This is a genomic window from Streptomyces sp. NPDC058576 (assembly GCF_042718715.1).
In the GTDB taxonomy this organism is placed as follows: Bacteria; Actinomycetota; Actinomycetes; order Streptomycetales; family Streptomycetaceae; genus Streptomyces.
The window spans coordinates 57,000-78,714 of record NZ_JBHXPF010000022.1; the positions used below are offsets into that span (position 1 = coordinate 57,000).

Annotated in this window: 16 protein-coding genes; 14 read left to right on the top strand and 2 right to left on the bottom strand. The window is 72.7% G+C overall.

Annotation, left to right across the window (positions count from 1 at the left end; translation table 11 throughout):
* Nucleotides 1-46: 46 nt before the first annotated feature.
* Entirely contained in the window at nucleotides 47-583 is a 537-nt protein-coding gene (locus ACFWRV_RS17710; protein WP_384335244.1) for an HNH endonuclease, read from the bottom strand.
* Nucleotides 584-897: 314 nt separating this feature from the next.
* Between ACFWRV_RS17710 and ACFWRV_RS17715 the strand changes: the two genes are divergently transcribed.
* The 14 genes from ACFWRV_RS17715 to ACFWRV_RS17780 all read left to right on the top strand — a co-directional run bounded on the left by ACFWRV_RS17715 (nucleotide 898) and on the right by ACFWRV_RS17780 (nucleotide 20,572).
* Nucleotides 898-1,965, top strand: a complete 1,068-nt coding sequence (locus tag ACFWRV_RS17715; protein WP_384335246.1) for a mechanosensitive ion channel family protein — start codon at nucleotides 898-900, stop codon at nucleotides 1,963-1,965.
* 205 nt (nucleotides 1,966-2,170) lie between these two features.
* Nucleotides 2,171-3,403 carry an ROK family transcriptional regulator gene (locus ACFWRV_RS17720; RefSeq protein ID WP_384335249.1) on the top strand — a complete coding sequence of 411 codons (1,233 nt, stop codon included), beginning with the start codon at nucleotides 2,171-2,173 and terminating at the stop codon, nucleotides 3,401-3,403.
* Nucleotides 3,404-3,486: 83 nt separating this feature from the next.
* Nucleotides 3,487-4,818 carry an ABC transporter substrate-binding protein gene (locus tag ACFWRV_RS17725; protein ID WP_384335252.1) on the top strand — a complete coding sequence of 444 codons (1,332 nt, stop codon included), beginning with the start codon at nucleotides 3,487-3,489 and terminating at the stop codon, nucleotides 4,816-4,818.
* A gap of 6 nt (nucleotides 4,819-4,824) precedes the next feature.
* Entirely contained in the window at nucleotides 4,825-5,766 is a 942-nt protein-coding gene (locus ACFWRV_RS17730) for a carbohydrate ABC transporter permease (RefSeq protein ID WP_384335255.1), read from the top strand.
* Between the two features lie 3 nt (nucleotides 5,767-5,769).
* Nucleotides 5,770-6,666 (top strand): carbohydrate ABC transporter permease, encoded by an 897-nt coding sequence (locus tag ACFWRV_RS17735; RefSeq protein ID WP_384335258.1) that lies wholly within the window; start codon nucleotides 5,770-5,772, stop codon nucleotides 6,664-6,666.
* 1 nt (nucleotide 6,667) lies between these two features.
* Nucleotides 6,668-7,933 carry a 6-phospho-beta-glucosidase gene (locus tag ACFWRV_RS17740; protein WP_384335261.1) on the top strand — a complete coding sequence of 422 codons (1,266 nt, stop codon included), beginning with the start codon at nucleotides 6,668-6,670 and terminating at the stop codon, nucleotides 7,931-7,933.
* Nucleotides 7,924-8,898 carry an N-acetylglucosamine kinase gene (locus ACFWRV_RS17745; RefSeq protein WP_384335264.1) on the top strand — a complete coding sequence of 325 codons (975 nt, stop codon included), beginning with the start codon at nucleotides 7,924-7,926 and terminating at the stop codon, nucleotides 8,896-8,898. Before ACFWRV_RS17740 ends, ACFWRV_RS17745 begins: the two co-directional genes overlap by 10 nt.
* A gap of 288 nt (nucleotides 8,899-9,186) precedes the next feature.
* Nucleotides 9,187-10,575, top strand: a complete 1,389-nt coding sequence (locus ACFWRV_RS17750; RefSeq protein WP_384335267.1) for a hypothetical protein — start codon at nucleotides 9,187-9,189, stop codon at nucleotides 10,573-10,575.
* Nucleotides 10,576-10,586: 11 nt separating this feature from the next.
* Complete coding sequence (locus tag ACFWRV_RS17755) at nucleotides 10,587-11,624, top strand: glutamate ABC transporter substrate-binding protein (RefSeq protein ID WP_384335269.1); 1,038 nt, start codon at nucleotides 10,587-10,589, stop codon at nucleotides 11,622-11,624.
* 127 nt (nucleotides 11,625-11,751) lie between these two features.
* Nucleotides 11,752-13,080: a hypothetical protein gene (locus ACFWRV_RS17760; RefSeq protein ID WP_384335272.1), complete on the top strand. Its 1,329-nt coding sequence runs from the start codon at nucleotides 11,752-11,754 to the stop codon at nucleotides 13,078-13,080.
* Entirely contained in the window at nucleotides 13,077-15,950 is a 2,874-nt protein-coding gene (locus ACFWRV_RS17765) for a tetratricopeptide repeat protein (protein ID WP_384335275.1), read from the top strand. The genes ACFWRV_RS17760 and ACFWRV_RS17765 overlap by 4 nt, the downstream gene beginning before the upstream one ends.
* A 2-nt stretch (nucleotides 15,951-15,952) precedes the next feature.
* Complete coding sequence (locus ACFWRV_RS17770; RefSeq protein ID WP_384335278.1) at nucleotides 15,953-17,467, top strand: protein phosphatase 2C domain-containing protein; 1,515 nt, start codon at nucleotides 15,953-15,955, stop codon at nucleotides 17,465-17,467.
* A gap of 110 nt (nucleotides 17,468-17,577) precedes the next feature.
* Entirely contained in the window at nucleotides 17,578-18,945 is a 1,368-nt protein-coding gene (locus tag ACFWRV_RS17775; RefSeq protein WP_384335281.1) for a VWA domain-containing protein, read from the top strand.
* Nucleotides 18,946-19,075: 130 nt separating this feature from the next.
* Nucleotides 19,076-20,572, top strand: a complete 1,497-nt coding sequence (locus ACFWRV_RS17780; protein ID WP_384335284.1) for an FHA domain-containing protein — start codon at nucleotides 19,076-19,078, stop codon at nucleotides 20,570-20,572.
* A gap of 57 nt (nucleotides 20,573-20,629) precedes the next feature.
* Here ACFWRV_RS17780 and ACFWRV_RS17785 read toward each other — a convergent pair whose 3' ends face one another.
* Nucleotides 20,630-21,631 carry a methyltransferase domain-containing protein gene (locus ACFWRV_RS17785; protein ID WP_384335287.1) on the bottom strand — a complete coding sequence of 334 codons (1,002 nt, stop codon included), beginning with the start codon at nucleotides 21,629-21,631 and terminating at the stop codon, nucleotides 20,630-20,632.
* Nucleotides 21,632-21,715 lie beyond the last annotated feature (84 nt).

Sequence of the window (21,715 nt, forward strand, 5' to 3'; positions counted from 1 at the left end):
CCCGAGCCCGTACGAGCAGGGTCCCGGGGACGACGGAGGCCCGGACTCAGGCGGACACGCCGTCGATCCGGGCCATCACGTCGTCCGCGCCGAACGGTTGCAGATACGGCAGCCAGCGCGGGTCGCGGTGTCCGGTCCCGATGATCCGCCAGGCCAGGCCGGTCGGCGGGGCGGGCTGGTGGCGCAGCCGCCAGCCCAGCTCCGGCAGATGGCGGTCGGCCTTGACGTGGTTGCAGCGGCGGCAGGCCGCCACCACGTTGTCCCAGGCGTGCTGTCCGCCGCGGCTGCGCGGGATGACGTGGTCGACGCTGGTGGCGGCGGCCCCGCAGTACATGCAGCGCCCGCCGTCCCGGGCGAACAGCGCCCGCCGCGTCAGCGGTACGGGGCCCCGGTAGGGCACCCGGACGAAGCGCTTGAGCCGGACCACACTGGGTGCGGGCACGGCACGGGTGGCACTGTGCAGGAAGGAGCCGGTCTCCTCCAGGCAGATGGCCTTGTTTTCGAGGACGAGGACGAGCGCGCGGCGGAGCGGTACGACGCCGAGCGGCTCGTACGACGCGTTGAGAACCAGGACGTGCGGCACGGTGGATGCCTCCTTGTACGCCGGCGGCGCGTGGCTCGCGCCGGGACGATCCGATCTCAGTCTCTCCTCATGCCTGGTCAAAGCGCCACCACGTACGGGTAACGGGCCGGGAGGATTTTTCTCACCCCGGGCTCCGCGCGCCGTTCCGCGGTGCCGAACAGGTGCTTCACCTGGGCGGCCGTCCGCGCTGTGCGATCGGCCACAGCGAAGGTGTTCCCGGTGAGACCCGTCTCTCCTTCCGCGACGGCAACGATCCACTCCCCCGGCTTCGTTAGTGTGGTTGACCAGCCGTCGTCCCCCTGGAGGTCCCTGCCGTGTCCCTGTCCGTCCTCTTGGCCGCAGCCCCGTCTCCCGAGCCGGGTGGCTCGCTGGACGAAGCCGCCGAACAGGCCGGGAACGCCGCGGGCTGGGTCGAGGAGAACTGGTCCACCTGGCTGAGCACCGGACTGCGCATCCTGCTGATCGTGGCGGTCGCGATCACGCTGCGTTATCTGATCCGGCGCGCGCTGACCAATCTGATAGACCGGATGAACCGCAGCGCCCAGGCGGTTCAGGGCACCGCGCTGGGCGGGCTGCTGGTGAACGCGGAGCGCAGACGCCAGCGCTCGGAGGCGATCGGATCGGTGCTGCGCTCGGTGGCCTCGTTCCTGATCATGGGCACGGCCGCCCTGATGGTCCTGGGCGCCTTCAAGATCAACCTGGCGCCACTCCTCGCCTCGGCCGGTGTCGCGGGTGTGGCACTCGGCTTCGGCGCCCGCAACCTGGTCACGGACTTCCTCTCCGGCGTCTTCATGATCCTGGAGGACCAGTACGGGGTCGGCGACACGATCGACGCGGGCGTCGCCTCCGGCGAGGTCATCGAGGTGGGCCTGCGCGTCACCAAGCTGCGCGGCGACAACGGCGAGATCTGGTACGTCCGCAACGGCGAGGTGAAGCGGATCGGCAACCTCAGCCAGGGCTGGTCCACGGCCGGGATCGACGTCACGGTGCGCCCGACCGAGGATCTGGAGCAGGTCCGCAAGGCGATCACCGCGGCCGCCGAGACGATGGCCAAGGAAGAGCCCTGGGCGGAGCGGCTGTGGGGCCCGGTGGAGGTGCTCGGCCTGGACGCGGTGCTGCTGGACTCGATGACGGTCCGGGTGACCGCGAAGACGATGCCCGGCAAGTCGCTCGGCGTGGAGCGCGAGCTGCGCTGGCGCATCAAGCAGGCGCTGGACGACGCGGGCATCCGCATGATCGGCGTGGTCCCGCTCCAGCAGGACGGCGAGTCCACGGCGGACCCGACGGCGGCGATGGCGGCGCCCTCCGCGTACGCCTCGGCGACCTCCCCGCAGTCGATGGCGACGTCCCCGATCCCGCCGCCGACGAACCTGAGCAAGTAAGCCCCTCCACCGACGCCCCCTGCCGCGCCTGGACCCCAGGACGGCGGCCGGGGGCGTCGGCGTGCGAGGTAACACTTTGATTGCCGGACGCGGGTCACCCATTGACGCCCCGGTGACCCGCGCCCTACCGTCCTCTCAACCGAATAGGAAACTTTCCTAACAGAGTCGGGGACGCGAGTTCCTGACAGAGGGCGGTGCATCCACGATGGCGGGACCCACTCCCGGCTCACCCGGCGCATCCGGCACACCGGGCACCCCGCGCGTGCTGCGGGCCATGAACGACCGGGCCGCCCTCGATCTGCTGCTGGAGCACGGGCCGCTCTCCCGGACCCGGATCGGGAAGCTGACCGGGCTCTCCAAGCCCACCGCCTCCCAGCTGCTGGCCCGGCTGGAGGCGGCCGGGCTCGTCGTCGCCACCGGGACCAGCGAGGGGCGGCCGGGGCCCAACGCGCAGCTCTACACCGTGAACCCGCGCGCCGCCCATGTCGCCGGGCTCGACGTGAACGGGCAGCGCATCATCGCCGCCGTAGCGGACGTGACCGGGCGGACCGTCGGGCAGTTCGAGCTGGCCACCCCGGGGCGGCGCGCCGACAGCGTGGTGCGGCAGGTCGCCGACGCGCTGGACGGGGCGGTGAAGGACGCCGGGCTCACCCGCGCGGACGTCCACCGGATCGTCGTCGGCACGCCGGGCGCCTTCGACCCCGGCACCGGGCGGCTGCGGTACGCCTCGCACCTGCCCGGCTGGCACTCCCCCACCCTGCTGGACGAGCTGGCCGCGTTCCTGCCGATGCCGGTGGAGTACGAGAACGACGTCAACCTGGTCGCGGTCGCCGAGCAGCGCCTCGGTGCGGCCCGCGGCCACGAGGACTTCGTGCTGCTGTGGAACGAGGAGGGCCTCGGCGCCGCCCTCGTCATCAACGGCCGGCTGCACCGGGGCTTCACCGGCGGCGCGGGCGAGGTCGGCTTCCTGCCGGTGCCGGGCACCCCTCTCGTCCGCCAGGTGGTCAAGGCCAACAGCGGCGGCTTCCAGGAGCTGGCGGGCGCCCAGGCGGTGCCCCGGCTCGCGAAGGCGCTCGGCATCGACACCCCGCAGCAGCCGTACGCGAAGGTCGCCGCCGAACTGCTGGCGCGGGCGGCCGACGCGTACGAGGAGGACGAGCCGCTCACCGAACTGCTGCGCCAGTACGCCCAGCGGCTGGCCACCGGCCTCGCCTCCGTCACCGCCGTCCTGGACCCCGGGCTGATCGTGCTCTCCGGCGGCGCGGTCGCGGCGGGCGGCGAGATCCTGCGCTCCCTGATCCAGTCCGAGCTGGCCGAGCTGGCCGCCTCCCGGCCGCGCCTGGTGGTCGGCGAGATCGACCGTACGCCCGTCCTGCGCGGCGCCCTGGAGCGGGCGCTCGCCGACACCCGCGACGAGGTGTTCGACACCTCGCGCTGAACCTCGCGCTGAACCACGCCCTGCCCCTCCGCCCTTCCCCGCCCTGTCGTCTGAATCTCTTCCCCGTCCCTGGGAGTTTTGTCATGCGCACCAGCCGTCTCACCGCCACCGCTGTCGCCGTCGCCGCGATATCGGTGCTCGCCACCGCGTGTACCGGCCAGTCCGAGGCCGGCGCCTCCGACGACCCGAACGCGAAGACCACGATCAACTTCTGGCACGGCTGGAGCGCGCCCGCCGAGGTGAAGGCGGTCCAGGACAACATCGACCGGTTCGAGAAGGCCCACCCGAACATCACGGTGAAGGTCTCCGGCAACATCAACGACGACAAGCTCAACCAGGCGCTGCGCGCGGGCGGTTCGAACGGGCCCGACGTCGTCTCCTCCTTCACCACCGCCAACGTCGGCAAGTTCTGCTCGTCCGGCGCGTTCGCCGACCTCAAGCCGTTCATCGAGAAGTCGCAGCTGGATCTGGAGAAGACCTTCCCGAAGGTCCTTCTGGACTACACCCAGTTCGAGGGCAAGCGCTGCTCCCTGCCGCTGCTCACCGACGCCTACGGCCTCTACTACAACAAGGACGCGTTCAAGAAGGCCGGGATCACCGCGCCGCCGAAGACGATGTCGGAGCTGGCGAGCGTCGCCGAGAAGCTGACGGTGGAGAAGGGCGACAGCTACGAGCAGCTCGGCTTCATGCCGACCTTCCACGGCTACGAGACCGTCGCCGACCACTACCTGTCCTCGTGGGACCACACGTACTTCGACGAGAACGGCAAGTCCAGCATCGCCAAGGACCCGGCGTTCGCGGAGATGTTCACGTACCAGAAGAAGCTCGTGGAGACCCTCGGCGGTTACGAGAAGCTGGAGAAGTACCGGGGCACCTTCGGTGACGAGTGGGGCGCCAAGCACCCGTTCCACACCGGGCAGGTCGCCATGCAATTGGACGGCGAGTGGCGGCTCGGGATGGCCGAGGACGCCGAGCCCGGCTTCGAGATCGGCGTCGCGCCGATGCCCGTCGCCGACGACGAGGCCGACAGCTACGGCAAGGGCTTCCTCTCCGGCACCATCGTGGGCATCGCCCCGGCCAGCAAGAAGCAGAACGCCGCATGGGAGCTGGTCGAGTTCATGACCAGCGACACCAAGGCGGTCGTCGACTTCGCCAACGGCATCCGCAACGTGCCCTCCACCTTCGAGGCGCTGAAGTCCCCGGACCTGAAGTTCGACCCGCGCTTCACGACCTTCCTGGACATCGCCCAGCACCCGAAGTCCAACACCCCCGACGGGGCCGTCAACGGCTCCACGTACCAGCAGACCCTCCAGGACTTCGGCTACCAGTACGAGAAGGGCGCGGTGAAGGACCTCCAGGCCGGTCTGGAGAAGACCGCGCGGCAGATCGACACCGACATCGCCAAGGCGAAGTAGCCCCCGATGACGACGCACATGCTCCGCTCGAAGCGCCGCAGGTCGGCGCTGCGGACGGCGGCCTTCATGTCGCCGTGGCTGATCGGGTTCTCGGTCTTCTTCGCCTACCCGATGGTCTCGACCGTCTACTTCTCCTTCACGCAGTACGACGGCTTCGGGGCGCCGGTCTTCAACGGGCTGACCAACTGGACGTACGTCTTCAGCGACTACCCGATGTTCTGGCCGTCGCTGCGCAACACCCTGTGGCTGGTGCTCGTCATGGTCACCTGCCGGGTCGTCTTCGGCCTCGGCATCGGACTGCTGATCACCAGGATCAAGACGGGGACCGGGGTCTTCCGGACGCTGTTCTACCTGCCCTACCTGGCCCCGCCGGTCGCCGCCACGCTCGCCTTCGTCTTCCTGCTCAACCCCGGCACCGGGCCCGTCAACGCGATCCTCGGGGACCTGGGGCTGCCGACGCCCGGCTGGTTCAACGACGCCTCCTGGTCCAAGCCGGCGCTCACGATGCTCGCGGTCTGGGGCATCGGGGACCTGATGGTCATCTTCATGGCCTCGCTGCTGGACGTGCCGACCGAGCAGTACGAGGCGGCCGAGCTGGACGGCGCGTCCGCCTGGCAGAAGTTCCGCTTCGTGACCCTGCCGAACATCTCGCCCATCGTGCTGTTCGCGGTGGTGACGGGCGTCATCCAGGCGATGCAGTACTACACGCAGCCACTCGTCGCCGGAAAAGTCGCCTCCGGAGTCATCGGCGGCTCCGGTCAGTCCTTCGAACCCGGCTATCCCGACAAGTCGACACTGACGCTCCCGCAGCTCGTCTACAACCTGGGCTTCCAGCGCTTCGACTACGGCGCCGCCTGTGTCGTCGCCCTCGTCCTGTTCGCCCTCGCCATGGCGTTCACGGCGCTGCTGATGCGGGGCCGCAACAACCTGATCTCGGCGGGTGACTGAGCCATGACCCACCTCCTCGAAAAGACCGCCGCCCCGGCCGCCCCGGTGCCGACCCCCGCCGCACGCACCGCCCGCCGCAAGGCGCTGCTGCACTGGATCGCCGTGCACGCGCTCGGGATCGCGGCCGCGCTCTTCTTCGTGCTGCCGTTCGTCTTCGTGGTGCTGACCTCGCTGATGAGCGACCAGCAGGCGCTGACCCGCGACCTGACCCCCGACACCTGGGAGTGGGGCAACTACGAGCGGGTCTTCACCACCCCCGGCTTTCTGACCTGGTGGCGCAACACCCTGCTCTACGCGGGCGTCGGCACCGTCCTCACGGTCGTCTCGTCGATCCCGGTGGCGTACGCGCTGGCGAAGTTCCGCTTCCGGGGCCGCAAGCTGTCGCTGATGCTCGTCATCTCGATGATGATGCTGCCGCCGCAGGTCGTCATCATCCCGATGTACCTGTTCTGGGCCAAGCAGATGGACCTGTCCGGCACCCTGTGGCCGCTGATCATCCCGATGGCCTTCGGCGACGCGTTCTCCATCTTCCTGCTGCGGCAGTTCCTGCTGACCATCCCGAACGAGTACCTGGACGCCGCGAAGGTCGACGGCTGCGGCGAGTTCCGCACGCTGATGAAGGTCGTCCTGCCGATGGCGAAGCCCGGGATCGCGGCCATCGCCCTCTTCCAGTTCTTCGCCGCCTGGAACGACTACTTCGGACCACAGATCTACGCCTCCGAGAACCCGGCCGCCTGGACGCTCAGTTACGGCCTGGAATCCTTCAAGGGCGCACACCACACCGACTGGAACCTGACCATGGCCGCGACCGTTCTGGTCATGGCCCCCGTGATCGCCGTCTTCTTCTTCGCCCAGAAGGCATTCGTCGAGGGCGTCACACTGACCGGAGTAAAGGGCTGACATGAAGCTCGCAGTAGTGGGTGGCGGGTCCACCTACACCCCTGAACTGATCGACGGATTCGCCCGGCTGCGGGACACGCTGCCGATCGAGGAGCTGGTGCTCGTCGATCCGGCGGCCGACCGCCTGGAGCTGGTCGGAGGCCTTGCCCGGCGGATCTTCGCCAAGCAGGACCACGCCGGGAAGATCACGACGACCACCGACATCGACGCGGGCGTCGCCGACGCCGACGCGGTCCTGCTCCAACTGCGCGTCGGCGGACAGGCCGCGCGCAACCAGGACGAGACCTGGCCGCTGGAGTGCGGCTGCGTCGGCCAGGAGACCACCGGCGCCGGCGGCCTCGCCAAGGCACTGCGCACCGTCCCGGTCGTCCTGGACATCGCCGAGCGGGTCCGCCGCGCCAACCCGGACGCCTGGATCATCGACTTCACCAACCCCGTCGGCATCGTCACCCGCGCCCTGCTCCAGGCCGGACACAAGGCCGTCGGCCTGTGCAACGTGGCGATCGGCTTCCAGCGGAAGTTCGCCCGGCTGCTGGAGGTGGAGCCGGGCCAGGTGCACCTCGACCACGTCGGGCTCAACCACCTGAGCTGGGAGCTGGGGGTGCGCCTCGGCGGACCGGACGGCGAGAACGTCCTCCCCCAGCTGCTCGCCCAGCACGGCGACACGATCGCCGACGACCTGCGGATGGACCGGCAGGTCATCGACCGGCTCGGGGTCGTCCCCTCCTACTACCTGCGCTACTTCTACTCCCACGACGAGGTGGTGAAGGAGCTCGGCACCAAGCCGTCCCGGGCCGCCGAGGTCGCGGCGATGGAGAAGGAACTGCTCGCGATGTACGGCGACCCGGCCCTGGACGAGAAGCCCGAGCTGCTCGCCAAGCGGGGCGGCGCGTTCTACTCCGAGGCGGCCGTGGACCTGGCCGCGTCCCTGCTGGGCGACGGCGGTTCCCCGGTCCAGGTGGTCAACACGTACAACAACGGGACGCTGCCGTTCCTCCCGGACGACGCGGTGATCGAGGTGCAGGCCCGGGTCGGGCGCGACGGCGCGACGCCCCTGGCCGTCCCGGCGCTGGACCCGCTGTACGCCGGTCTCATCGCCAACGTCACGGCGTACGAGGACCTGGCCCTGGAAGCCGCGCTGCGCGGTGGCCGGGACCGGGTCTTCAAGGCGCTGCTGTCCCACCCGCTGATCGGCCAGTACGCGTACGCCGAGGGCCTCACCGACCGGCTGATCGCGCACAACCGGGAGCACCTGGCGTGGGCGTGAACGTGTCGGTCGTCGCCATCGACGCGGGCAACAGCAAGACCGACGTGGCACTGATCGGCGAGGACGGCACGGTGCTGTCCACCGCGCGCGGCGGCGGATTCCAGCCGCCGGTCGTCGGCGTGGAGCCGGCGATCGACGTGCTCGCCGCCGCGCTGGAGCGGGCGATCGCGGAGCTGCCGGCTCCGCTCGCCCTCTCCGGCCATGTCTCGGCGTGTCTGGCCAACGCCGATCTGCCGGTCGAGGAGGCCGAGTTGGCCGCAGCCCTGGAGACCCGTGGGTGGGGCTCCTCGGTGGAGGTGCGCAACGACACCTTCGCGATCCTGCGTGCCGGGGTGGACGAGCCCCGGGGCGTCGCGGTGGTGTGCGGGGCCGGGATCAACTGCGCGGGCATGACCCCGGACGGGCGGACCGCCCGCTTCCCCGCGATCGGGCGGATATCCGGTGACTGGGGCGGCGGTTCGGGGCTCGCGGAGGAAGCGCTGTGGTTCGCCGCGCGCGCCGAGGACGGGCGGGGCGAGCCGTCGGAGCTGGCCCGTGCGCTGCCGGGCCACTTCGGGCTCGACTCGATGTACGGGCTGATCGAGGCGCTGCACCGGGGCGCGATCCCGCCTGAGCGGCGGCACGAGCTGACGCCGGTGCTGTTCGCCACGGCCGCCGGCGGGGACCGGGTGGCGGCCGCGCTGGTGGAGCGGCTGGCCGAGGAGGTGGTGGCGATGGCCTCGGTCGCGCTGAACCGGCTCGGTCTGCTGGAGGAGGAGGTTCCGGTGCTGCTCGGCGGCAGTGTGCTGGCCGCGCGTCATCCGCGGCTGAACGACCGGATCGCCGAACTCCTCGCGGTACGCGCCCCGAAGGCCGAGGTGCGCGTCGTGACCGAGCCGCCGGTGCTGGGCGCGGCCCTGCTGGGCCTGGACCGCACGGGCGCGGCGCCGGAGGTCCGCCGGAGGCTGCGCGGGCAGTACGCCTGAGGGCCCGGACCGGTCGGAACCCGGCGGGGCGTCCCCCCACGCGACAGGCGTGGGGGGACGCTCCCGTTCGTTCCCCGTACGGGTGAACGCCTGGCGTACGAGGGGCGCGAGGGAACCGATCGGGCCTCTGGAACGTGTACCTGATGGGAAGTCCGTTCGCTTATGGGGATGTATCCGGGCACGTTGTGCTGCTTGCCTTGATCGGCCGCGTCCGCCCTGATCGAATGCGGGGACTGATGACGGGAACGGGGACGGGGACCCACTGTCAGTGACCGAGGGGGAGGTCGAGTGACACACCCGCCGAGCGGCGGCTCAGACACGCTGCGCACGCCGGACCCGGTGGCCGCGCACGCCGGCGTTCCCGCGCAGCGCCACACCACGTGGGCCGCGCAGGCGGGGCGCCTGCGTGCCGTGGCGACGACCGAGCCCGGCCGGCTCCAGATCATCGGGGCCGTCCTGGCCCTGCTGGTCGTCGCGTTCGGCGCGGTGACCACGCTGGAGATCTCGCAGCGGGCCTCCTCGGCCGACGACGTCGTCAGCCGCAGCCAGCCGCTCAGCGCCGACGCCGCGGACATCTACCGCTTCCTGGCGGACGCCGACACGACGGCGGCGAGCGGGTTCCTCGCGGGTGCGCAGGAGCCCGAGGACGTGCAGGAGCAGTATCGGAAGGACATCGAGGAGGCGGCCCGGCTGCTGGTGAAGGCGTCGGGGAGCACCGACTCCGACAGCGCGTCCAGCCGTGAGATAGCCACCCTCAACAAGCTGCTCCCGGTCTACACGGGCCTGGTCGAGCGCGCCCGTGCCAACAACCGCCAGGGCCTGCCGCTGGGCGGCGCCTATCTCCGGTACGCGAACCAGAAGATGACCGGCGAGATGCTGCCGGCCGCCGAGCGGCTGTACGCGGCGGAGACGGGCCGGCTGGCGAGCGACTCCGCCGACGCCCGGCAGTGGCCGCTGCTGTCGGTCGGCGCGGGGGTCGTGGTGCTGGGCGCGCTGGTGTGGATGCAGCGACGTACCTACCGCCGGACGAACCGGGTGCTGAACCACGGGCTGCTGGCGGCGACGGCCGCCGCCTCGGTGGTGGTGCTCTGGCTGGCCGTGGGGCACGCGGTGGCCCGTACGGAGCTGCGCTCGGCGATGGTGCACGGCCAGGCGTCGCTGGATGTGCTCAACGACGCGCGGATCAGCTCCCTGAAGGCGCGCGCCAACGAGAACCTCACGCTGGTGGCGCGGGGCGCGGTGCTGACCCCCGACGGCTCCGCCGACCAGTACGAGGCGGATTACAGCACGGGGATGGCGTCCCTCAAGGCGCAGTTGACGAAGGCCGAGCGGCTCGCGGACGACGACAGCGGGAGCGCGCCGGTGGCCAGGGCGGCGGACGGCGTGACCCAGTGGCAGGTCCGGCACCGCGAGGCACGGGCCACGGACGACCGCGGCGACTACGACGGTGCGCTGGACCAGATCATCGGGACGAAGAAGTCCACCGGGCAGTCCTTCCAGCAGGTGGACGCCGCGCTGGAGAAGGCGCTCGCCCATGAGCAGGGCGAGTTCACCTCGGCGGCGCAGGACGGGCGCGGGGCCCTGGGGGGCCTGCCGACCGGAGCCGCGGCTCTGGCGGTGCTGGGGGCGATCGCCGTGATCGTCGGGGTCAACCGCAGGCTCTCGGAGTACCGGTGAGAGGGGCAGCGATGAGCAGGCCGAAGGACCGGCCCGGGCGCGGCGGCCTGCGCGGCTGGGGCGGCGTGACGGGGATGGCGGTGGCGTGCGCGGTCACCGCCGCGGTCACCCTGCTGCCGCTGGCCCGTCACAGCGGCGGGGCGGCCGGGGCGGACGCTCCGGGCGGCGGGGTGGTGACGGCCGACCGGACGAGGGCCGAGGCGTGCACCGAGCCGGAGGCGAGCCTGCCCGCGTCGGGTGACGACGGGCCGAACATCGACAAGATCAAGGAGCGCGGCAAGCTGATAGCGGGCGTCGACCAGAACAGCTTCCGCTGGGGCTACCGCAATCCGGAGAGCGGAGACCTGGAAGGGTTCGACATCGATCTGGTGCGGGCCGTCGCCGCGGATCTCCTGGGCGACCCGGACGCGGTGATCTTCCGGGCGATCCCCACCAACCAGCGCATCGCCGCACTGGAGAACGACCGGGTCGACGTCGTCGTGCGGACGATGACGATCAACTGCAAGCGGCTGGAGCAGGTCTCCTTCTCCACCGCGTACTTCGAGGTCGGACAGCAGGTGCTCGCTCCGAAGGAGTCGACGATCACCGGCTACGACGCCTCGCTGAAGGGCAAGCGGGTCTGCTCGGCCGAGGGTTCCACGGCGTACGAGGCGCTGGAGAAGAATTCCTTCGGGGCGCTCTACAAGGACGACTTCGACGGCACAGGGCGCGACCCGGACCTGCTGACCGTGCCCAACCAGCTGGACTGCCTGGTGCGGCTCCAGCTCGGCGAGGTCGACGCGGTCGTCACGGACAACGCCCTGGCGGCCGGCCAGGCCGCCCAGGACCCGGCGGTGGAGCTCAAGGGGAAGAAGCCGTTCACCACCGAGTACTACGGCGTCGCCACGAAGAAGGGCGCCGACGATCTGGTGGCCCGGGTCAACAAGGTCCTCGTCGACTACCGGGCGGGGGGCGAGGGCAGCGCCTGGATGCGGTCCTACGGCAAGTGGCTGGCGACCGGCCTGCCCGGCATCACCGCACCGCCCGAGCCCAAGTACCGCACCGACTGACCCTGGCACCGCGGCATCTGCGCCGCGGCACCGTGCACCACAGCGACGTACGGACCGGAACGAGCAGACCGAAGCAGACCGATCCCGTCGGGCCACCGGCCCGGCGGGGAGAGCGGAGAGGTGATCGATGGGCGTCGCGGGATCCTTCCCCGGCTTCGCGGGGAGGCCCCCCGGCCCGGTCATGGACCGGGAGGAGGCTGACCGTGCGCTGGCCCGGCTCGGGGCGGAGCACGAGGCCATCGAGACCTCGCTCCTCGCGCTCCAGGACCATGCCGGCCGCCGGCTCCTGGAGGGCGCCGAGCTGACCGGCGTCACCCGGGAGCGCTGGGACACGACCGAGCGGTCGATCACCCTGCTGTGGGGGTACTTCGACGCGTACGCGGGCGCTCTGACCCAGGCACGGGAGATCCGTGCGCGCCGCCGCCACCCGAACCGGGAGGACCTCACGGCGCTGACCGACCTGCTGCGCGGCGAGGCGGTCACCGTCGCCAACCCGGGGGCGGTGCCGCCGCCTTCCCTCGCGGGTCCGGCCCGGCTCTCCGAGCGGTTCTCGCTCCAGGAGCTGGTCGCCCGGATGAACGAGCTGTACGCCAGGTCCCTGGACATGGTCGTCGCCTCCGACTCCGTCTGGTCGGCGCTGCCCGCCCGGATCGACCTGCTCGCCGCCGAGCTGCACCGCACGCGTTCGCTGGCGCATTCGGTGGGGGTGCGGCCCGGTGAGCATCCGGCCGGGGACGACCTGGCGGAGATCACCGAGGAGCTGACCACCCTGCGGGTGCAGGTGATCTCGGATCCGCTGGCGTTCTGGCTGCCGGGTCCCGGCAGCGCCGCGCCCGGCGGCGGCCGCCCCGACACCTCGCGCTACGACCGGGCGGCCCGCGCCCTGGAGGACGTGCGGCGGGAGATCGAGGCGGTGCTCGCGGTCCGGCAGGACGCCGAGGCGCGTCTGGTGCGGTTGCGGGACGTGCTCTCGCGGGCCGACCGCACCCTGACGGAGGCGCGGGCGGCGCGCGGCGAGGTGCTGGCGAAGATCGCCGCCTCCGAGGTGCCCGCCGTCAGCGGTCCGCCGACCGCCCTCCAGGAGCGCCTGGCGGCCGCGTCGGACCACCGCAGGCACGCCCAGTGGCACCGGCTCTCGCCGCTGCTGGAGTCCCTGGAGCAGGAGGCCGAGGACGAACTGCTGCGCGCCCGTGAGTCGTTGACCTCGGTGACCGCCCCGCTGGCGGTCCGCGCCGAGCTGCGCGGCCGGCTCGACGCGTACAAGGCGAAGGTGGCCCGGCACGGTCTGGCGGAGGATCCGCTGCTGATCGAGCGGTACGACGCGGCGCGCCGCATGCTGTGGAGTGCGCCGTGCGATCTGCGGGTCGCCGAGCAGGCCGTGCTGCGCTACCAGCACGCGGTCGCGGAAGTGCTGCCGCCGCGTCGGGGTGCGGGCGAACAGGGGGAGACACGATGAGTACGCAGTGCCAGCGCCCCGCGTGCGAGGGCAACTACGAGGACATGGGCGGCGGTGAGCTGTACTGCGACACCTGCGGTCTGGCTCCGGTCGTCTCGCCGACGGGCATGGTCTCCTCGCCGCCGACCGGGATCGCCGGGGGCGGCCGGGCGAGCAGCCGGGGCAGTTCCTCGCAGGGCTCCGGCTCCCGCGCCTCCGCACGGTCCTCGTCCCGCTCGTCGACCTCGCGCCGTTCGGTCTCCGGCCGGCTGTCGCGCTCGCTGTCCGGGGCGTCCACCTCCCGTTCGGTCTCGGTGCGCTCCTCCGGCTCGACGTCGGCGGCCTCGGCCCGGGGGCGCCTCGGCGTGGGTCTGGTGGAGGTCCCGGACGTCCCCCGGCCCGACCCGCGTACGGCGGTGATGGAGCGGGCGGAGGTGCCCGAGCGCAAGCGGTTCTGCTCCCGTTCGGACTGCGGGGCCCCGGTGGGCCGTTCGCGTGGCGAGCGGCCGGGCCGCACGGAGGGGTTCTGCACCAAGTGCGGCCACCCGTACTCCTTCGTGCCGAAGCTGACCGGCGGCGACATCGTGCACGGCCAGTACGAGGTCGTGGGCTGTCTGGCGCACGGCGGGCTCGGCTGGGTGTACCTCGCGGTGGACCGGGCCGTCTCCGACCGCTGGGTGGTCCTCAAGGGTCTGCTGGACACCGGCGACCAGGACGCGATGGCCGCCGCGATCTCCGAGCGCCGCTTCCTCGCCGAGATCGAGCACTCCAACATCGTGCGGATCTACAACTTCGTCGAGCACCTGGACCAGCGGACCGGCTCGCTCGACGGCTACATCGTCATGGAGTACGTCGGCGGCAAGGCGCTCAAGGAGATCGCCAACGAGCGCCGCACCCCGGCCGGCAAGCGCGACCCGCTGCCGGTGGAGCAGGCCTGCGCGTACGGGATCGAGGCGCTGGAGGCGCTCGGCCATCTGCACAGCCGCAATCTGCTCTACTGCGACTTCAAGGTCGACAACGCGATCCAGACCGAGGACCAGCTCAAGCTGATCGACATGGGCGCGGTGCGGCGGATGGACGACGAGGAGTCCGCGATCTACGGCACGGTCGGCTACCAGGCCCCCGAGGTCGCGGAGGTGGGCCCGTCGGTCGCCTCCGACCTGTACACGGTGGCCCGGACGCTGGCGGTCCTCACCTTCGACTTCCAGGGGTACACGAACGTCTTCGTGGACTCGCTGCCGGATCCGGACAGCATCGCGGTGTTCCGCACCTACGAGTCGTTCTACCGGCTGCTGGTGCGGGCCACCGACCCGGACCCGGCGCGCCGCTTCGCCTCGGCGGCGGAGATGGCCGAGCAGCTGACGGGGGTGCTGCGGGAGGTCGTGGCGCTGCAGACCGGTCGGCCGCGCCCGGCCCTGTCGACGCTGTTCGGCGCGGAACTCCGCCTGGTCGACACGGAGTTGTTCGCTCCGCAGACGGACGACGTCTCGCAGCTGGGCGGCCGGGACACCGGCGCCGCGCGGGGCGGGCTGCTGGGCCGCCGCAAGGGCCGCGGCGGCGGGCAGTCCGGCATTCCGGCGCAGGGCGGCACATGGCGGGCCCACGGCGGTACGGCTCCGGTCGCGCCGGGGGCCGTGACGTCCGCGGTGGCCGGGGCGCTGCCGGTGGGCGCGCAGCCGCCCGGCCCGGCGGGTGCTCGCGAGCCGAGTCCCGCGGGGGCTCGCGCGGCGGGTCCGGCGGGGGCCGCTCCGTTGGCGGCGCCGCCGACCCATGTCCGGGGCTCCGTGCCGGGCGGCGGGGCTCCGCACCCGTACGCTCCCCCGGCGCACGCCCCTGTTCCGGCGCCCCGGTCGGCCGAGCGGGACCCGGTCGCCACGGCCGGATCGCAGGTCCCGACCGGACCGTACGGCCCCTTCGGAACGACTGCGGGGGGTGTCCGGCTCGCCCTGTTCGACACCCGGGCCACCTCGTTGGCGCTGCCGGTCCCCCGGGTCGACGCGACGGACCCGAACGCCGGTTTCCTCGCCGGTCTGATGGCCTCCGCCCCGGCGGAGCTGATCACCGCCGTGCACGCGGTCCCGGCCCCCTCGCTGGAGACCCGGCTGCGGGAGCTGCGGGCCCGGCTGGAGATGCGGGAGCTGGATTCGGCCGCCCGTGCGCTGACCACCCTGGAGGGTGAACACGCGGACGACTGGCGGGTCGTCTGGTATCGGGGAGTCACCTCGCTGGTGACCGGCGACCACGAGACGGCGGCGCTCTCCTTCGACGCGGTCTACGACGCCTTTCCCGGGGAGATGGCGCCCAAGCTGGCGCTCGGGATCTGCGCGGAGGTGCTGGGCCAGTTGGACAACGCCGCCGAGTACTACCGCCTGGTGTGGGCGACCGATCCGGGATTCGTCAGCGCAGCGTTCGGCCTGGCCCGGGTGCAGATCGCCGCCGGGGAGCGGGGTGAGGCGGTGAGCACCCTGGAGTCGGTGCCGGAGGCCTCGATCCACTACACGGCGGCGCGGGTCGCCACCGTCCGGGCGCGGCTGCGCGAGCGCTCGCACCGGGAGCCGCTGCTGGCCGATCTGACGGCCGCCGGGATCCAGGTGGCGGCGCTGGGAGCCTTCGGTCTGGACCCGGTGCGGCACGAGCAGTTGTCGACGGAGGTACTGGGCAAGGCGCTGGACTGGGTACTCTCCGGTAGTCCCGGTGTCCCGGGGCCGGGTGGCCCGGCTGCCGGGCCGCCGGATGCACGGAAGCTGCTCGGCGCCGAACTGAACGAGCGGGGACTGCGGTTCGGGCTGGAGCGCTCGTACCGGATGCTCGCCCGGCTCGCGCAGCGGGGCGACGAGAGGATCGAACTGGTGGAGCGGGCCAACCGTTTCCGCCCCCGGACGTGGGTGTGAAGATGTCACAGAGCCACCAGCAGCCCGCCCTGTCGAAGTGCCCCGGCTGCGAGGAACCGCTGGACGCGGGCGACCTGTTCTGCGGGGCGTGCGGCTACGACCTCTCGGCCGTTCCGGCGCGCCCCGGTGACCGGCCCACGATGGCCATCACCGTGCCCGCGGCCGGCCCGGCGGCGTCGGCCGCGCCGGCCTCCGAGGCCGTGCAGTGGCCCGCCGCCGCGGAGACCGACAGCTCGGACGTGCCCGCGCCCGTGCACCGTCCGGCGGACCTGCCGGGGACGGACTCGGGCGGCAGGCCGCTGACGGAGCCGGAACACGGCCGGGAGCCGGTGCCGGCGCAGGGCGTGGCGTCCGGGCAGGGCGTGGCGTCCGGGCAAGGCGTGGCGTCCGGGCAGGGCGTGGCAGCCGGGCCCGAGCCGGGGCCGGGACCGTTCGTCGGGCCTGAGTCCTCGGCCGTTCCGGTGCGCCACGACGACCGGGCGGCCCCGGACAGCGCGGAGCACTCCGGTGACTTCGCGCTGGCCGCGCCCGACCCCCGTACGGCGGAACACGCCGCCGCGACCCCCGCCGCGCCCGCCGCCGGGGCGAAGGTCTGTGTGGCCTGCCGCTCCGGCCGGGTGGACCCCGACGGCTACTGCGAGAACTGCGGGCACGCCCAGCCCCGTGAGCGCGACCACATGGAGCAGGAGCTGGACGCGGTGGCCGCGGTGAGCGACCGGGGCCTGCGCCACCACCGCAACGAGGACTCCTTCGCGGTGTCCTCGACCGCCCTGCCGGACGGCTCGCCCGCCGTCGTCGCGATCGTCTGCGACGGCGTCTCCTCGGCGAGCCGGCCCGACGAGGCGTCGACGGCCGCCGCGAGCGCCGCCAACGAGGCCCTGCTGGAGTCCCTGCCGCGCGGTACGCATCCGCAGCAGGCGATGCACGAGGCGATCGTCGCCGCGTCCGAAGCGGTCAACGCCCTGGCGCAGGAACCGGCCGGGGCGATGGAGCACGACGCGCACCGCCACCAGAACGCCCCGGCCTGCACCCTGGTCGGCGCGATCATGGCGGGCGAGCTGCTGATCGTCGGCTGGGTCGGCGACAGCCGCGTCTACTGGGTGCCGGAGGACCGGACCCAGCCGACCGCCCGGCTCACCGAGGACGACTCCTGGGCCGCGCAGATGGTGGCGGCCGGCCTGATGAACGAGGCGGAGGCGTACGCGGACGAGCGCGCCCACGCCATCACGGGCTGGCTCGGCGCCGACGCGTACGAACTGGAGCCGCACACCGCCGCGTTCAAGCCGGACCGGCCGGGCCTGGTGGTCGTGTGCACGGACGGCCTGTGGAACTACGCGGAGTCCGCCGAGGAGATGGCCGCCGCCGTCCCGGCCGACGCCCACCGGCACCCGCTGCGCGGGGCCCAGGTGCTCGTCGGACACGCGCTCGACGGCGGGGGCCACGACAACGTAACAGTGGCGCTTCTGCCGTTCGCCGTACGGCCGCAAGGGGCAGGATCGGCCTGCGACACCGTTTGAGCCGGTTTTCGGCCCTTGCCCGGACCCGTTGCCCCCTTCCCGCCCCGGGCCCCCACCGTCCGCGTCCCCTCTTCGCCTGATCCCCTGTGGAGCCTCAAGGAGCCGACCAGATGGCCAACTTCTCCAAGTCGAACGTGCCGCAGTTCTCCGTCGAGGTGTACCAGAACGCGTTCCTGCCCGAGGGCGGACGTGAGGTCAACGCGATCGTCACCGTCACCTCGACCGGCGGGGGCACCACCGGCGGGATACCGCTCGCCGATTCGGCGCCCTCTTCCCCTGCCTCACCCGCGTACGGGGCGGGGCCCGGGGCGGCCGTGGTGCTGATGGTCGACTGTTCGGGCTCGATGGACTACCCGCCGACGAAGATGCGCAACGCGCGCGACGCGACGGCGGCGGCCATCGACACCCTGCGCGAGGGCACCCGGTTCGCCGTGGTCGCCGGGACGCATGTGGCCAAGGACGTCTATCCGGGCAACGGGCTGCTCGCGGTCGCCGACGCGCGGACGAAGGCCCAGGCCAAGAACGCCCTGCGGGGGCTGAGCGCGGGCGGGGGCACCGCGATCGGCACCTGGCTGCGGCTGGCCGACCGGCTGCTGGGCACGGCCGACCCGGGCATCCGGCACGGCATCCTGCTGACCGACGGCCGCAACGAGCACGAGGCCCCGGAGGATCTGCGGGCGGCCCTGGACTCCTGTGCGGGCCGGTTCACCTGCGACGCCCGCGGGGTGGGCACCGACTGGGAGGTGAAGGAGGTCACCGCCGTCGCCGCCGCTCTCCTCGGCACGGCCGACATCGTCGCCGACCCCTCCGGCCTGGCCGCGGACTTCACGCGGATGATGGAGAACGCCATGGGCAAGGAGGTCGCTGACGTGGCGCTGCGGCTCTGGACGCCGGTGGGGGTGGAGATCCGGTTCGTGAAGCAGGTCGCACCGACCGTGGCGGACCTGACCGGGCGGCGCACCGAGGCGGGCCCCCGGGCCGGGGACTACCCGACCGGCTCCTGGGGCGACGAGTCCCGCGACTACCACGTGTGCGTCCTGGTGCCGGAGGCCGGGATCGGCCAGGAGATGCTGGCCGCCCGGGTCTCGCTGATCCTGCCCGACCCCTCGGGCGCGGGCGCCCCGCAGACGCTGTCGCAGGGTCTCGTACGGGCCGTGTGGACGGACGACATGGTGGCGTCGACCTCGATCAATCCGCAGGTCGCGCACTACACGGGTCAGGCGGAACTGGCACAAGTCATCCAGCAGGGCCTGGACGCACGCAAGTCGGGCGACTTCGACGGCGCGACGGCGAAACTGGGGCGTGCGGTGCAACTGGCTTCGGCGTCCGGGAACCAGGACACCGCGAAACTGCTTTCGAAGGTGGTCGACGTCGTCGACGCCGCGACAGGTACTGTGCGACTGAAGGCGAAGGTCGCGGAAGCGGACGAGATGACCCTCGAAACGCGCTCCACCAAGACCGTTCGCGTCAAGAAGTAACACGGCGCGGTCATCCGATGACCACCGCGCCGTGAACACAGAGAAGTCACCCGCATTCGCTGAGCAACGACGCCGCGATCGACAGCATGACGGCCTCCGCGGCCGGAAGAGGAGAGGGGGAAGCGCCGACATGCCGACCTGCCCGAACGGACACCAGTCGGGTTCCGAGGACTGGTGCGAGGTCTGCGGACACCGCATGACGACCGGCGGTGCGCCCGCGGGCGCGGTGCCCCCGCCGCCCCCTCCGCCGCCCGCGCCCGGATACGGCTACCCGCAGCCGGGCGCCGGCACCGGCGGCGGACAGCCCACCATGCAGGCGGAGCTCTGCCCGCAGTGCCGCACGCCGCGTGAGGCGATGGCGCCGTACTGCGAGGAGTGCCGCTGGAACTTCCTCACGAACACGGCGACCTCCTACACCCCGCTGGCCCCGCAGCACAGCACGCCCAGCGGCCCGCCGCCCGGCCTCAACCTGCCGCCCGGCTTCCAGGCGCACGGCCCCGGCGGGCAGGGCGGCCCCGGCGGCCGGCCCGGCCCCGGTGGTCCCGGTGGGCAGGGCGGTCCGCCCGGTGCGCCCCAGCAGCGCGACCCGTTCGACTACCAGGGCTCGCGCCCCTCGCAGATGAACCGTCCCGCCGAGCCGCTCACCCCCGAGCAGAACGGCCCGCACGGCAGCGGCGGCCAGGGCGGGCCTCCGCCGCCGTCGTTCCAGCAGGGCCCCCCGCCGCCGCCCTCGTTCCAGCAGCAGGGCCCCCCGCCGCCGCCCTCGTTCCAGCAGCAGGGCCCCCCGCCGCAGCAGCAGGCAGAGCCCTCGACGCGCTCGCCGTTCGAGCAGCAGCAGTCGGCGCCCTCGGCGCATTCGCCGTTCGAGCAGCAGCAGTCGGCGCCCCCGGCGCATTCGCCGTTCGAGCCCCAGCAGGCCTCGCCCTTCGCGCAGCAGCAGTCGGCGCCGCCCGCGCCGCCGCAGTCGGCGGGGCACACCGGCGGCGGGGACGACTGGATGCTGTCGCCGCCCTCGCAGGCCCAGCCGCCGCAGCCGCCCCAGCAGTTCCAGCAGCCGGGTCCCCACCAGGGCCCGGGACCGGGACACCAGGGCCAGGGACCGGCGCACCCGGGACAGGGACACCAGGGGCACCCGGGCCAGCAGGGCCAGAGCCAGGACCAGGGGTACGACCAGGGTCAGCAGCACGGTGGGGTGCCCGGCCAGGGCCGGCCCCAGCAGGCCGCCTCCTGGACCGCCGTGATCGCTCCGGACCGGGCGTACTTCCTCGCGATGATGCAGCGCAGCGGCCCCGAGGCGACCGGGCTGAACCTGCCCGCGTACTCCCCGGAGCAGCGCCTTCCGCTGACCGGCAGCCAGATCACCATCGGGCGTCGCCGGCAGAGCACCGGCGAGTCCCCCGACGTCGATCTGTCGGTGCCCCCGGAGGACCCGGGTGTCTCGCACCAGCACGCGGTACTCGTGCAGCAGCCCGACGGCGGCTGGGCGGTCGTCGACCAGAACTCCACCAACGGCACCACGCTGAACGGCGCCGAGGAGCCGATCCAGCCCTACGTTCCCGTACCGCTCCAGGACGGCGACCAGGTGCACGTCGGGGCATGGACGACCATCACGGTCCGCCGGGACTGAGGCCGAGGCCGCCCGGACCGATTCCGCCAGGGCCCGTGCACCTGGCCGCACACCGCCTCACCCGGCGGCGAGCGGCCAGGTGTACGGGCCCTGCGGGTCGTCGAGCCAGGCCCACTGCCCCTCCCGGCCGACCGTGATGCCGTACCTCTCCCGCTGCGGGCGCCCCTCGCGCTCCCAGAGGGACAGGGCCTCGTGCGGATCGAGGGTGCCCGCGGTCAGCGTCAGGAGGAACCGGAACAGGTCGTCCCCGGCCACCCGGCGCGGCAGTCCGCCGAGATGCGGCAGCCCGCCGGGGAGCGGGAGCGCCCCGCGCAGGGGCACGAAGTACGCCGGGGTGTGCAGGAAATGCCCCTCGGCGCGCGGGCCGTGCGCCGCCGCGCGGACCTGGAGCGAGACCAGGCCGGTGGCGAGCGGCGCGAGGATCCGCGCCCCCGGACGGCACTGTTCCGGCCAGCTCCGGGGTACGGAGGGCAGGGTGCAGGTCGCGATGATCCGGTCGTACGGGGCGTACCGCGGACAGCCCCGGGCCCCGTCCCCGGTGACCACCGTCGGGCGGTACCCGGCCGCGGCGAGATGCCCGCGCGCCGACTCCGTGATCTCCGGGTCCAGATCGACGCTGGTCACCGCGGAGTCGCCGAGCCGGTGGGCGACCAGCCCCGCGTTGTAGCCGGGGCCGGTGCCGATCTCCAGGACCGTCTGTCCGTCCGCCACGTCAAGGGCGTCGAGCATCAGGGCCATCAGCGACGGCTGGCTGGAGGAGGAGACGAGTTCGCCGTCCTTGAGCCGGGTGGCCAGCGGCCCGTCCGCGTACACACCGCGCAGCCAGCGGGAGCGCCGTTCGGGGTCGGGGTCCTCGCTCCAGAGGCGTTCGAAGCCGCGGATTCCGTGCACGTAGTAGAACGGCACGAACCGATGGCGGGGCACCTCGGCGAAGGCGGTGCGCCAGGCGGGGTCGGTGAGTCCGCCCCGCGCGACGATCTCCCGCACGAGGGCGGCCCGCGCCGCGTCGGCCTCGGCTTCGGTGGCGGACGGGGAGGGGCCTTGCCGGTGTGCACCCATGTCTCCACTGTCCTGCGCCGGGGCCGGTCGGGCCAGAGGGAGTGCGGCCGGGTCCCGGCCGTTGGTCCTAGGACCCCCGTCCTC